This window comes from Arthrobacter hankyongi (assembly GCF_022012395.1).
Taxonomy (GTDB): Bacteria; Actinomycetota; Actinomycetes; order Actinomycetales; family Micrococcaceae; genus Crystallibacter; species Crystallibacter hankyongi.
This window is the reverse complement of sequence record NZ_JAKLTQ010000025.1, coordinates 1-12,478: the sequence shown is the minus strand read 5'-3', so window position 1 is coordinate 12,478 and position 12,478 is coordinate 1. Positions and strand designations below refer to the sequence as shown.

The window sequence follows — 12,478 nt, the reverse complement described above, 5'->3', positions numbered from 1 at the left end:
GCCCAGAAGTTGTCACAAATTGCGACCGCGGCGTATCAGGTTCGCCCCCTGGCCGTCTTAGAAGGCCGAGGTTCCCATGTTGATGCCGAAGGCGCGGATTTTCCGGTACAGCGTGGCACGTGAGATGCCCAGCAGGGCGGCTGCTTCGGTCTTGTTGCCCTTAGCGCGCTCATCCGCCGCGATGATGGCGTCGTACTCGAGCCGTTCGAGCATTGTCAGCTGGCGTCGGGAGGCCTGGCTCCGGATTTCGCCTGGCAGGTGCTCGGCGCGGATCGCCCCGCCCGGGTGCTTGGCGACGACGAGCCGGACCAGGTTGTCCAATTCCCGGATATTGCCCGGCCACATCAGCCGGCTCAGGATTTGTACCGTCTCATCCGTCCAGCGCACGTGGGCCCCGTTGGAAATATGCCGGCTGGACAGCTTCTGCAGCAATTCCGGCAGGTCTTCCAGACGGTCCCGCAGCGGGGGCAGGCGCAGCGTGGCAACCGAGAGGCGTTCAATCAGCCGCAGTACTGACGCGTCCAGGTCCCCCTCTTCCGAAACGGTGCCGACCAGCCGGCCGCGTCCGCCGGCCTGGGCATCGATTAGCGCCGAGACGCCCTGCGCCGCGCGGGGCTTGAGGGACTCCAGATGGCTGAGGACAACCACGGTGTCCGGGGAGGCCATGGCGTCGCGGACCGACTGCACCCAGGCGGATGCTCCCTCCATGGCCTGCAGGCGGCCGTCGAGGACAACCAGCCTCCCGTCGGCCTTCTGCTGCGCGAACATGGCCGACGCTAGGGCGGTTTTGCCGGTACCGGGACCACCCCGCAGCAGCATCGGCAAGGTGCTGCCACGCAACCGGAGGGCGGATTCCTCCACCTGGCGCCAGGCAGGGCTGCTTCCCGCCATTCCCTCCAGCGGCTCGGGCGCAGTCCGCGACCGCACCGCCGCGTGCAGGGCGGGACGCTTGGCGGCAGGCAGTATCTCCATCACCGCCCCGATGACGGATCCGCCTTCCTCTGCGGCGGAAAACCGGATACTCACCTCGTCACCGTTGGGCACCTGGAGATTCTCCACGGTCGTGGTCCGGCTGTGGATAGCTTTTGCCGCCAATTCCCACAGGTTGCCCTGGTTCACGTCATCGAGGATGCGCGCCGCAGCGGGATTGGTGATCACTAGGCGGTCATTCAGTGCGACGATCGGCCGGTCGCTGCGCCGTTGGGCGGACAGGAACTGCTCAAGCAGCAGCCGTTCGGTCTTGGAACTGTCCAGGTACAGCTGGCTTTCAATCTCGTGGGCGGTTTCCAGCGCAAAGGGCAGCAGCAAGGGATTGGCATGCTCGAGCCGGCAAGTCATGTTGAGGACTCCGAGGATGCGCCGGGTGATGGGATGCCTCAGCGGCACTCCGACGCAGGAAAAGTTTTGGAACGCATCCGTGAAGTGCTCGGCTCCGCTGATGCGGACGATAGCCTGCTCTTCGAGGGCCGTTCCCACTCCGTTCGTACCGGCCACGGATTCGTCCAAAAGGTTGCCCTCATCGCTTCCGGCGCTGCGCAATATGCCGGCCAACCGCTGGTCGCCGCTCCAGTGGCTTACTACCGTCGCATTGCGGTCCGCGACCAGCAACCCTACTGGAGTGTCTTGCAGCAGGTCGGACCGCCGTTTCATGACGGCCCGGGAGGCCCGGGCGACTATCGCATCCGGATTGCTAACCGAGACAGCCGTGGTGCTCCGCTGCTCCGGATCGACCCCGCTGGTAAGGCAGCGCCGCCAGGAATTGGCGATCTCGCTCCGGAGGGTGTGATGTTCCGGCCAGCGGCCGGTCTCCAGCAGGCGGTCCCGGAGGTTCACAAGTTCGCGCGAAGGCGTTGAGGTCGACATCGTTGGTTCAGTCCTCCACTTCTTTGTGGTTGGCATCTTTGCGGGTGGCGCCGCGGCGTATTTTATTGCGGTTCTTCCCCAATCGCAATGGGATGCGATAGCCGTAAAGGCATGACCTAATCATCCCAGAGCAAGACTGTCTCAGAGTGTCGCAATCTGGGACACTCTCCGCGTCGCCGGCGCTTTTGCACCCTCGACACGCCGGCTCGTCCAGAACTGGGACGGGGTTGTCGCACAACGCGACAGTTGACCCGTTTCCCCGGAGCCTAAATTCAGGTTCGTCACACGACCGTGGGGCAGAACTCGATGGAGGAAAAGATGGGAAGACAACGACGTCACCCCCGCAGCGTACTGGCGCTGGCATGCGCAGGCCTGCTCGCGCTGACCACTGCATGCGGACAAGGAACTACGCAACAGGCCGCAGCCGGCAGCGCCCCGGCAGCCGACGAAGCGGCAGCACAGATCGACAAGTTCCTGATGGCGCCTAAAGATGCTCCCCACTTCAGCGCGGACCCGGTGGCGGCAGCCAAGGGGCCGGTGACCGGACGCGACATTTCACTGCCGTATACGAAGGTGCTGCCCCTGCCCGACGGACCCATCGGGGACCCTAACAAGACATACACGTTCTGCTTTTCCCAAGCCCTGACCGGGTCCACCTGGGCGGTTGCCCAGCAGGAAAGCGTGATGATGGAGGCCGCCAAGCACCCCAACGTCAAGCTGCTGACCTACAACACCAACAATGATCCACTCAAGCAGGTTGCGGACCTGGAATCCTGCGCCGCCCAAAAGGCCGACGCCTTCCTGATCTGGCCGTACTCGGTGGAACCGCTCACCCCGGAGATCGAAAAGTTGACCAAGTCCGGCGCGGTGGTCGTCGGGATGGAACGGACCGTAGCCACGGACCAGTACAGCACTTGGATTTATCTGGACCACGACAAGGCCACCTCCGACATGGCGGATGCGATCGGCAAGAAACTCGGCGGCAAGGGAACCATTGTCGAGACGGACGGGGCAATCGGGTCCTCGCCGCAGATCCTGTGGCGGACCCTGCTCGCCAAGCACCTGAAGGAGAAGTACCCCGATATCAAGGTCGAGTACAGTGCGGCCACCGACTACAGCCGCGGCCAAGGGTACAAGGTGGCCCTGGACTACCTCCAGTCGCACCAAGGCCAGCAGATCGACGGCTGGTTTACCCAGTACAGCGAAATCGGCTTCGGCGTTGCCCAGGCACTTAAGGACTACAAGCGCTCGGATATCCCGCACTTCACCGTCGTCGACGGGGACGTGGCTGTGCAGGCCGCCATCGACGGAACCTTCACGGCGATTTCGCCCTGGTCACCTGTGCACGCCGATGTGGCGTTCCGCGCAGCCGTCTACCACCTGACCGACAAGGAGGTTCCGAAGCAGCTGGCGCTGGAGCAGCCCCCGGTCATCACCCAGGAAAGTGCCGCCAAGGAACTGCAGCTGACCTGGCCGGGCTGAGCCGGCCGCGCTTCCCGACCCACCGCAACCTGCTGCTGCAGCCGTTGCCCCCAGAAAGGACATGGACATGCCAACTCCAGTAAGCATCAGCCTCAAGCCCCCGATGGGCGGCACTCCGGACTATCGGTTTTCCGAACGTCACGCCCGGATCCTGGATGCGTTCGCGGACACGCTCATTCCGGCAGGGGAAGGTTTCCCGGCCCCGAGTGAGGTCGAGATCAGCGGATTCATCGCCCGCTACGTCACCCCCGCCGGCATGGAACCGAAATGGTACCCGCGGCTCGCTGCCGAGCAGATCGGCGCCCGGCTTGATTCCCTCGCGGACGCTCTTTTGGATCCGGATCCTCGGCGCGGCTATGAAGCCGTGCGCGCATTCGAATCTTCGGAGGCGGACGCGTTCGCGGTGCTGCGGGAGCTCGTCTACTTCGGCTACTACTCCCACGCGGCGGTGGTGCGCGCGATCAACCTTCAACTGGCCGCCGGCCAGGACTACCGCCAGACACCGCAGCCCGCAGGATACCTCGAAGGACTCGAGGCCTGGGACCAGGAGTCCCTAGCCAAGGTCCGCGGCACTTACTTGCGGACCGAGGAAGTGGTGCCGCTTGCCTTCCAACCGACTTTCGCGCAGAAAGGTCTTTCCGCATGAACAGGATTGATGAAGCAGATGTCTTGGTAATCGGTGCCGGTGCAGGAGGCGGCGCCGTCGCCAAGCGCCTCAGTGATGACGGCATCAAAGTCATCTGCCTTGAGCAGGGCGACTGGCTCCACCCGATGGACCGCCCGCACATGTCCAGGGAATGGGAGCTCGAAAAGCGCCGCGCATGGAGCCATGACCCCAATGTCCGCCAGGGAGGTGAGGACTACCCGTCCAGCGGCGCCAACCCGCCGCTGATGTACAACGCGGTGGGAGGCTCCGCCCAAATCTATGCAGGGGCCTGGCCGCGGTTCAAGCCCGTGGACTTCCGCCGCGGCACAGAGCACGGGCTGGAGGGCACCATCGATTGGCCGATCTCCTATGAGGACTTGGAGCCCTATTACGCCATCAACGATGCCGAAATCGGCGTCGCCCGGCAGGTCGGGGACCCGGGCAACCCCCTACGGGCCGAGGGCTGGGGCCCTGCGATGGCCCCAGGCAAGGTGGGGCTGCGCATGTCCAAGGCCTTCGAGAAGCTTGGCTGGCACTGGTGGCCCGCCGACCATGCGCTGCTGACCAGGCCGAAGGACGGCCGCCTGGCCTGCAACGCCTGCGGCCCCTGCCTGGCCGGATGCCCGCGGCACTCCATCGCCACTCCTGACGTCACCTACTGGCCCAAGGCCCTGCGCAACGGGGTGGACCTGCGGACGCGGGCCCGCGTGCAGGAAATCACCACCGCTGGCGGAAAGGCCACGGGCGCGATCTACATCGACCGGGACACCGGTGCCCGGCACCAGGTGAAGGCGAAGATAGTCGTCGTCTGCGCCAACGGCGTGGGGACGCCCAGGCTGCTGCTGATGTCCGCGTCGGCGCAGCATCCGGACGGTCTGGCCAACAGCAACGGACTCGTCGGCAAGCACCTGATGTACCACGCCTGGGCCTTCGAGGACTTCTGGTTCGACGGGCCTACGGAAGGTTTCAAGGGGCCGGAGGCAGCAGTGCTCTACAGCCAGGAGTTCTATCACTCCGATCCCAGCCGCGGCTTTGTCAACGGCTTCTCCATACAGGTGGGGCGCTCCTCGGGTGCTGCCCATGCCGCGCTGGGCGCCAACAGCGGCCATACGGCCCCGTGGGGCCCGCGGCACCGCGAGTTCTTCAACCAGCACTTCGGTAACCATCTGTTGGTGTACATCCAGGGGGAAGACCTTCCGGTAGCAACCAACCGGGTCACGCTCGATACCTCCATCACGGATTCGGACGGCCTGCCCGGTGTGCACGTGAACTATCAGCTGCACGAGAACGACCAGCGGCTGCTGACCTTCGGCCGGGAACGCGCCCGCGAGGCGGCGGCGGCCAGCGGCGGACTGATCGACGCGTCCTCCAGCGGCAACGGCGGCGTCGACTTTCCACAGCCAGGCTGGCACCTGATGGGAACCTGTCGGATGGGCAGCACCCCGGAGAACTCGACCACCAACAAGTTCAATCAGACGTGGGATGTACCCAATCTGTTCATCGCCGATGGGAGCTCGTTGCCGACGAGCGCGGCGGTCAACCCCACCAGCACCCTGCAGGCGGTGGCTGTCCGCTGCGCCGAGTACATCAAGGCCAACCATGCCGAGATCCTCAGCCAGCACACCACTCCCGTGGACCAAACCGAGCCGGTGGGCTGAGATGGATACAGCGTCCGGGGCCGAGCTTTCTGCGTCAGGGCAGGAGCTAAGGCCTGCCGGGGATCCGGCGGTGGACCCGGATTCCCGGCCCGGGATGGTGCCGTTCGTCTCCCTCCGTGGAATCTCGAAGCAGTTTCCCGGCGTCAATGCCCTGACAGACGTGGACCTGGATTTGTACGGCGGGGAATGCCATGCCGTGCTGGGGGAAAACGGCGCCGGCAAATCCACGCTCCTGAAGGTTATCGCCGGAGTCCACGCCCCGGACACCGGCACGCTGCTGCTGGCGGGGGAGGAGCGGGCACTTAAGTCCCCGGCTGATGCCCGCCGCCGAGGCATTAGCATGGTGCCTCAGGAGCTGAGTTTCGCCGGAGACCGCTCCGTCGCCGAGAACATTTTCCTCGGTTCCCTGCCTCGGCGCGGACCGTTCGTGCGCCAGCGGTCCCTCCTGCGACAGGCGGAGACGATCCTCGCCCGGTTGGGCGTGGACATCGACCCAGGCTCGCAGATGCGCACGCATCCGCCGGCTGTCCAACAAATGGTCATGATTGCCCGCGGCATGGCGATGGAGGGCCGGCTGTTCATCCTCGATGAGCCGACGGCGGCGCTGACCGATCCGGAAATCGAACGGCTTTTCGACGTGATGGAGGCACTGAAGGCAGACGGAGCGGCCCTGCTCTATGTCAGCCACAGGCTTCCCGAGCTGGCCCGGATAGCCGACACCATCACCATCCTTCGTGACGGAAGGGTGGTGGACCGGGTGCCGGCCAGGGACACCAGCGAACAGCAGTTGGTGCGGTCGATGGTGGGACGGACGATCGAGCGCTTCTTCGACACCAAGTCCCAGCACGAGGTTGACCGAAGCGTGTCCCTGTCCGTCGAAGGGCTCACCAACACCTCGTTCTCCGACATCAGCTTCGGAGTCCACAGCGGCGAGATCGTTGGTCTCGCCGGGCTCATGGGGGCAGGGCGGACCGAGGTTGCGCGGGGGATTTTCGGGATCGACAAGGTCAGCGCCGGGACCGTCAAGATCCAGGGCAAGGCTGTTTCCATCAAGTCCCCGCGCGATGCCATTGCCGCCGGGCTGGCGCTGGTGCCGGAGGAACGCAAGGCACAGGGATTGATCCTGGATTTCTCCATTTCCGACAATATCGTGCTGCCGTTCCTGCGCAGGCTCTCCCGCGGCCGCGTCATATCGACCCGGCGGCTGAAGGCCTATGCTTCGCGGGCAAGCGAGGAAGTAGGCGTCAAAGCGACCGGGGTCGGAGTACCCGTGGGGCAGCTTTCCGGCGGCAACCAACAGAAGGTCATCCTGGCCCGATGGCTGGCCGCGAAGCCGCAGGTTTACATCTTGGACGAGCCGACGCGCGGCATCGACGTCGGCGCCAAGGCCGACATCTACCGCCAGATCGGCGCGCTGACCGACGCCGGTGCGGCGGTACTGGTCATCTCCTCCGAACTGCCCGAGCTGCTGGGAATCTGCGACCGCATCCTCGTGATGCGGGCGGGCCGGTTGGTCGGCGAAGTCCAGTCCGCTACCGCCACCGAGGAATCGATCCTCCAACTTGCGATGGGAAGTCAAGAATCATGACCACTACCAACAACGCCCTGCAGCGGGACAGCGGCCAGGTCCCGGACCGCGGACCTGCCGGCAGCTTCCCTCCAAATGGTGCATCCCCGGGCAGGACCGGGGCCGGTAGCCGGGCCATGCGCCTGATGGCGGCCTCCGGAATGCTGCCGGCGCTTCTGCTGCTCATCGTCGCCGGAACCGTCCTTTCCCCGGCCTTCCTGACTGCGACGAACTTCTCCAATGTCCTGCGCCTGTCGGCGGTCCTGGGCTTGCTGGCCATCGGCCAGGCCCTGGTGGTCCTCTCCGGCGGAGGCGGAATCGACCTGTCCGTGGCCTCGGTCGCGGCAGCGGCAGCTGTGGTCGGCGCCCAGTTCCAGAGCCTGGGCTTAACCGGGGTGATCCTCATCAGCCTGTTGGCCGGCGGGTTTTTCGGGCTAATTAACGGGTTGGGGGTGACCACCGCCGGGCTGCAACCATTCATAGTCACCCTGGCAACGCTGACTATCGCCCGTGGGGTGGCGTTCCAACTGACCAACGCCCAGCCCCTCTACCTGAAGACCGAGGGGTTGTCCGTGCTCTCCACCGGATCCGTGGGACCTGTGCCGGTGCCTATCCTCATCATGCTCGGAACCGCCATCGTGGCACAGCTCGTGCTGAGCCGGACCGTGTTCGGACGGAACCTGTATGCCATCGGAGGAAACGAAGAGGCGGCCTTCGGCAACGGGGTCAATGTCCGGCTCTACCGGATCAGCGTCTATGTGATCAGCGGGCTGCTGGCCGGGCTCGCCGGAGTCCTGGGCATGGCACAGCTCAATACCGCCGATCCCAACTTTGCCAACGGGTACGAGCTCTCCGCGATCGCCGCTGTCGTAGTAGGAGGCGCCCTGCTCTCCGGGGGCAAGGGTTCCATCGTCGGCACGTACGTGGGCGTGCTCATCATCGCCTTGGTGTCGAACCTGCTAAACCTGCTGAACGTTAATCCCTGGACCAACCTGATGGTCACGGGGCTCATCATTATCGTCGTCGTCGCCCTGAACCGTCGCCAGTCGGGTTCCGGGCCGGACCGCAGAGTCTGGAAGGGCGCCCCGCTTTACGCGATGCTCCTGCTCGGCACGCTGCTACTGTTCGTCATCTGATGGCCGGACAGGACGGAACCGGGGACGCTGCACGCCGTGTCCTGACCTGGCAGGGCGCGCAGGCCGCGCTCGGGCGGGCGGAGCAGGAGGCCGCGCGCCTGAAAATCCCCGTCTGCGTGGCAGTGGCGGACCGGTACGGCTGGCTGTTGGCGTTCGGCCGGTTCGGTGATGCACCGCTGATCTCGATCCAGCTGTCCCAGGACAAGGCTTTTTCGGTGGCGGCCTTCGCCGGCCGGCCCACGCACGAGTGGGCAGAGGCGCTCGAAGGGGACCCTGTCCTGACTGCGAGCCTGGCCAATACTGGCCGCTTCAGCATCATCGGCGGCGGTGTGCCCATAATCCGCGGACGGCATGTGGTCGGTGCGGTGGGCGTCTCCGGCGGGACGGTCGAGCAGGACCGGCAGATTGCCGAGGCGTGCGCGCGGGCCGAACTGCCGGCGGCTGCCGCCACCTTGTCCGCCCCCGCGTTACCGGATGCCAGGAGCCGGCCCAACTGACACAGCGTCGTCGCAAGCTGCGACACCCGCCCGGGATCGCAGGGGCGGAAGCTTTCATTACCAATCCACATCGCTCTCCACATCACCGAAAGGACAGTAGCAATGCGTCTAGGAATGTTTATGCAGCCCGGCCATTTCCCGGATCACAGCCTGAAGGCAGGCTACGACTACGACCTCTCACAGATCAGCCTGCTCGAGCAGTTCGGCTACGAAGAGGTCTGGCTCGGCGAACACTTCACCAGCCGGTACGAAAACAATCCCGCCCCGGACCTGCTGATTGCCCAGGCATTGATGCAGACAAATAGGATCAAGCTGGCCGTCGGCGCCCACGCGCTGCCGTACCATCACCCCATGGAGCTGGCCTGTCGCATCGCGGCCTTGGACCACCTGGCCCAAGGGCGTTTGATGATGGGTGTCGGGTCCGGCGCAATTCCCTCCGACTGGGCGGCATTCTGCGTGGACGGCATGACCGGCGAGCACCGGGCTATGGCCCGGGAATCCCTGGAAATTATGAAGAAGCTCTGGACGGACAAGACTCCCTGGAAGTACGAGGGCAAGTTCTGGACCGTGGACCGCATCGCCGAGGAGTGGGGCGCCGAAGGCAAGCTCGGCTGGCACATGTACCCCTTCCAGGAGCCGCATCCTCCAATCGCCATGGCCGGCTTCAGCGAACGCTCCGGCACGCTCAAGATCGCCGGGGAACTCGGCCACATTCCGATGTCCCTGAGCATGAACAAGCGATACATGGGCAGCCATTGGGATGCCGTCGAAGAAGGTGCAGCCAAGGCCGGCCGCACGCCCAACCGCAATGACTGGCGGGTGGTGAAGGAGGTCTTCGTGGCCAAGACGGATGCGGAGGCGCGCAAGTATGGCCTGGACGGCGAGCTGGGCCGCTACTACGAGGAGTACATGCTGCCCCTCTACCGGGCGTTCAACTTCCTCGGCCACATGAAGCACGATGATTCCGTCGATGACAAGGACGTCACGGTCGAGTACCTCTTCGAACACCAGTGGGCCATCGGTTCCCCGGACACCGTGGCCGAAAAGCTCTCGGAACTCCAGGAGGAATGCGGCGGCTTCGAAACCCTGCTGGTCCTTGGCATTGACTATTCGGCCAACCCGGAACCGTGGGCGCAGTCGCTCAAACTCCTCAAGGAGGAAGTCGAGCCCCAGATCGTTTCGCCGGCCGCGCGCGAGGAAACGGCTGCGGTCTAGTCCGGATCGGGGGCGGGGCAAGTACTTCCCCGCCCCGCCCCCGGCCGTACCGTCACCATGAAAAACACCCATTATCGTCCATCCCAAGGAGGAGCCATGACTACTACGACATCCGTCGCGGCAGCAACTGCCAAATCGGTCGACCCGGCGATCTTCCGCGAAGCCATGACCCGCTTCGCCAGTGGCGTCACCATCGTTACCACGGTGGACAGCGAGGGCCGCAGCCACGGCTTCACCGCCACGGCCTTCAGTTCCGTGTCGGCCACCCCTCCGCTCGTCCTGGTGTGCCTGGACAAGTCCGCGCGGTGCCACCCGGAATTCCTGCGGGCCACTGAATATTCCATTTCGATCCTCCGATCCGAGCACTGGGACATTGCCATGCGCTTCGCGTCCAAGATCGATGACAAGTTCACGTCGGGCTTCGTAAGCAACGAATACGGGCTCTCCCATTTGCCCGACGCCCTGGTCTCGCTCGTCTGCCTCCCGGAGCAGGTAATCGATGCGGGTGACCACACCGTCCTGATCGGCCGGGTAGTTTCGGTAGAGCTGGGCGACGGTGCCCCTGCTGTCTTCTACGGGCGCAAGGCACGTGAGCTGCGCGACGAACAGTCGTTCTGAGACCGGCATGGTGACCACGAACTCATCCGCTGCCTCCGCTGCACGGGAGGCAGGACTTCCGGCAGGCCTCCATCCCCAAGCACTACGCGTGCTGGCGTTGACCGGAGCGGGCGCCGGGACGGCCGATCCGGCTCGGCAGGACCACGGCGAGACAGCGGTGGCAGCTGCGCGCCGGGCGCACATCGAGATGTCGCCGATGCTCGTGGGGCAGTTGCCGCACGTCGCCTCTTCAATAAGCTTGCACGCTCCTGGGACAAACAATTATCCGGACGTGCCGGTCCGCGTAAGCGTGCCAGAGAATCCGCTTCCGGGGGCCCTGGTCTACCTCCACGGCGGCGGATGGGTGATCGGCACGCTTGACACTTTCGACGGCGTCTGCCGTATGCTTGCCAACCATACGCGGCTGACGGTGGTCGCCGTCGACTACCGCCTGGCTCCGGAACATCCATACCCGGCGGCCATCGAGGACGCTGAATCGGTACTCCGCTGGGTTGCGAGCGGCGGAGCCGGAGAACTGGCACAGTCCGGCCCGCTTGTCGTTGCCGGCGACAGCGCCGGAGGCAACCTTGCCGCCTCCCTTTGTCTGCGTGCCCGCGACGGCAGCTTGCCCCGCATTAGCGCCCAGGTCCTCGTGTACCCCATTACGGATGCGACGATGAGTGCCGAATCCATGCAACGGTTCGGCACCGGCCTCTACCTCACGGCTGACGCAATGCAGTGGTACTGGGAGTGCTATCTCCAAGGCAGCCGGGCGGGCGCGGAACACCCTGCCTCAGTGCTTCACGAACCGCTGGCAGATCTCCCTCCGGCCTTAGTGATCACGGCGGAATTCGATCCGCTAAGGGATGAGGGCGAGGCATTCGCCGCCCGCCTCGAAGAAGCCGGCAACGCCGTCACACTCCGGCGGTTCGACGGAATGATCCACGGATTTTTCCGCTTTACCGGGATCATAGACGCGGCCCAAGAGGCAGCGGACCTGGTCGGTGAATTCCTCGCCATGGTGCTCCATCAAAATCAGCAGGAGAACTTCCTCAGCAGGAAAACGCCCTGACCCACTGGGTCACCGGGCATAAGGAACAGTCTATCCGGCTGTCAGGCAAAGCGGCTGATCGAACGACGCAATTAACCTCAATAACCGAACGTACACTCGTTTGAGTCTTGCTCTAGCGGAAAAGGAGAACCTGGTGGAAGCACTTCAACGGAGAATTCTAGTTCCAGCAGAGAAACTGGAAGGGACACGATTCGATGTCAGGCAAAGCTGCCCCGACGCCGAAACCGAAGGGCGCTGCACCTACTGCAGCGGTCCGGAAACTGACTGACTTCTCGCTCTGGGTCCCAATTGCCGAAGACATAGTCCTCGTATAGACCTCCCGGGTTCGTTCCCTCGCCTGCCAGGACATCATGCTGAAGATCGATAATCTGCGACCCGTCGGTTTTCAGGACCCGAATGTACCTAGCTGGCACCGGCTTCCCCTTGCCATTTATTTTCGGGCATCCTGGACACTCCCGGCGAAATTGAACTGGACCGACATTCCCTGTCCCCTGTGAGCAACGCCTCGTCATCCGCCGGCGTGGCCGACGAGGACCACCGGGCCGTCAATGGCGCCCACCACGGCTGTGACAGAGTCGATATGGTCGCGCAACCCGATGCCGGGCAAGGTGGGCGGGTGGATCCGGTGTCCCGCCGGGCCAGCGGCGGGGTGAGCTGGGACCGTGACGAGGCATCCAGCCAGACCCCGGGACCAGGATGATATCCATGACGGTACCCCACAGGCTTCTGATTCACAGAACAGGCC

At 64.6% G+C, this 12,478-nt stretch carries 11 protein-coding genes; 10 read left to right on the top strand and 1 reads right to left on the bottom strand.

Annotation, left to right across the window (positions count from 1 at the left end; all coding sequences use genetic code 11):
- Positions 1-57: 57 nt before the first annotated feature.
- On the bottom strand, positions 58-1,863 hold the full coding sequence (locus LVY72_RS21300; RefSeq protein WP_237826305.1) for a sigma-54-dependent Fis family transcriptional regulator: 1,806 nt from the start codon (positions 1,861-1,863) through the stop codon (positions 58-60).
- A 318-nt stretch (positions 1,864-2,181) separates the two neighbouring features.
- Between LVY72_RS21300 and LVY72_RS21295 the strand changes: the two genes are divergently transcribed.
- From LVY72_RS21295 to LVY72_RS24965, 10 genes are all read left to right on the top strand, one after another.
- A complete protein-coding gene (locus tag LVY72_RS21295) occupies positions 2,182-3,345 on the top strand; it encodes a sugar ABC transporter substrate-binding protein (protein ID WP_237826303.1) in 1,164 nt (387 codons plus the stop codon).
- Between the two features lie 67 nt (positions 3,346-3,412).
- The gene (locus LVY72_RS21290) at positions 3,413-3,991 is read left to right on the top strand and encodes a gluconate 2-dehydrogenase subunit 3 family protein (RefSeq protein ID WP_237826301.1); all 579 of its coding nucleotides are present in this window, start codon (positions 3,413-3,415) and stop codon (positions 3,989-3,991) included.
- Entirely contained in the window at positions 3,988-5,649 is a 1,662-nt protein-coding gene (locus tag LVY72_RS21285) for a GMC family oxidoreductase (protein ID WP_237826299.1), read from the top strand. The genes LVY72_RS21290 and LVY72_RS21285 overlap by 4 nt, the downstream gene beginning before the upstream one ends.
- A 1-nt stretch (position 5,650) precedes the next feature.
- Positions 5,651-7,237 (top strand): sugar ABC transporter ATP-binding protein, encoded by a 1,587-nt coding sequence (locus LVY72_RS21280; RefSeq protein WP_237826297.1) that lies wholly within the window; start codon positions 5,651-5,653, stop codon positions 7,235-7,237.
- Positions 7,234-8,352, top strand: coding sequence for an ABC transporter permease (locus LVY72_RS21275; protein ID WP_237826296.1), 1,119 nt, complete (start codon positions 7,234-7,236; stop codon positions 8,350-8,352). The genes LVY72_RS21280 and LVY72_RS21275 overlap by 4 nt, the downstream gene beginning before the upstream one ends.
- A complete protein-coding gene (locus LVY72_RS21270; RefSeq protein WP_237826295.1) occupies positions 8,352-8,849 on the top strand; it encodes a GlcG/HbpS family heme-binding protein in 498 nt (165 codons plus the stop codon). Before LVY72_RS21275 ends, LVY72_RS21270 begins: the two co-directional genes overlap by 1 nt.
- 102 nt (positions 8,850-8,951) lie before the next feature.
- Positions 8,952-10,064, top strand: coding sequence for an LLM class flavin-dependent oxidoreductase (locus LVY72_RS21265; RefSeq protein WP_308190855.1), 1,113 nt, complete (start codon positions 8,952-8,954; stop codon positions 10,062-10,064).
- Positions 10,065-10,160: 96 nt separating this feature from the next.
- Positions 10,161-10,682, top strand: a complete 522-nt coding sequence (locus LVY72_RS21260) for a flavin reductase family protein (protein ID WP_237826289.1) — start codon at positions 10,161-10,163, stop codon at positions 10,680-10,682.
- 88 nt (positions 10,683-10,770) lie between these two features.
- Complete coding sequence (locus LVY72_RS21255) at positions 10,771-11,733, top strand: alpha/beta hydrolase (RefSeq protein WP_237826287.1); 963 nt, start codon at positions 10,771-10,773, stop codon at positions 11,731-11,733.
- A gap of 493 nt (positions 11,734-12,226) precedes the next feature.
- On the top strand, positions 12,227-12,433 hold the full coding sequence (locus tag LVY72_RS24965) for a hypothetical protein (protein WP_372463749.1): 207 nt from the start codon (positions 12,227-12,229) through the stop codon (positions 12,431-12,433).
- Positions 12,434-12,478 lie beyond the last annotated feature (45 nt).

Coding starts and splice junctions, on each gene's coding strand:
- LVY72_RS21300 (WP_237826305.1), bottom strand. CDS start 1,863: ATGTCGACCTCAACGCCTTCGCGCGAACTTGTGAACCTCCGGGACCGC.
- LVY72_RS21295 (WP_237826303.1), top strand. CDS start 2,182: ATGGGAAGACAACGACGTCACCCCCGCAGCGTACTGGCGCTGGCATGC.
- LVY72_RS21290 (WP_237826301.1), top strand. CDS start 3,413: ATGCCAACTCCAGTAAGCATCAGCCTCAAGCCCCCGATGGGCGGCACT.
- LVY72_RS21285 (WP_237826299.1), top strand. CDS start 3,988: ATGAACAGGATTGATGAAGCAGATGTCTTGGTAATCGGTGCCGGTGCA.
- LVY72_RS21280 (WP_237826297.1), top strand. CDS start 5,651: ATGGATACAGCGTCCGGGGCCGAGCTTTCTGCGTCAGGGCAGGAGCTA.
- LVY72_RS21275 (WP_237826296.1), top strand. CDS start 7,234: ATGACCACTACCAACAACGCCCTGCAGCGGGACAGCGGCCAGGTCCCG.
- LVY72_RS21270 (WP_237826295.1), top strand. CDS start 8,352: ATGGCCGGACAGGACGGAACCGGGGACGCTGCACGCCGTGTCCTGACC.
- LVY72_RS21265 (WP_308190855.1), top strand. CDS start 8,952: ATGCGTCTAGGAATGTTTATGCAGCCCGGCCATTTCCCGGATCACAGC.
- LVY72_RS21260 (WP_237826289.1), top strand. CDS start 10,161: ATGACTACTACGACATCCGTCGCGGCAGCAACTGCCAAATCGGTCGAC.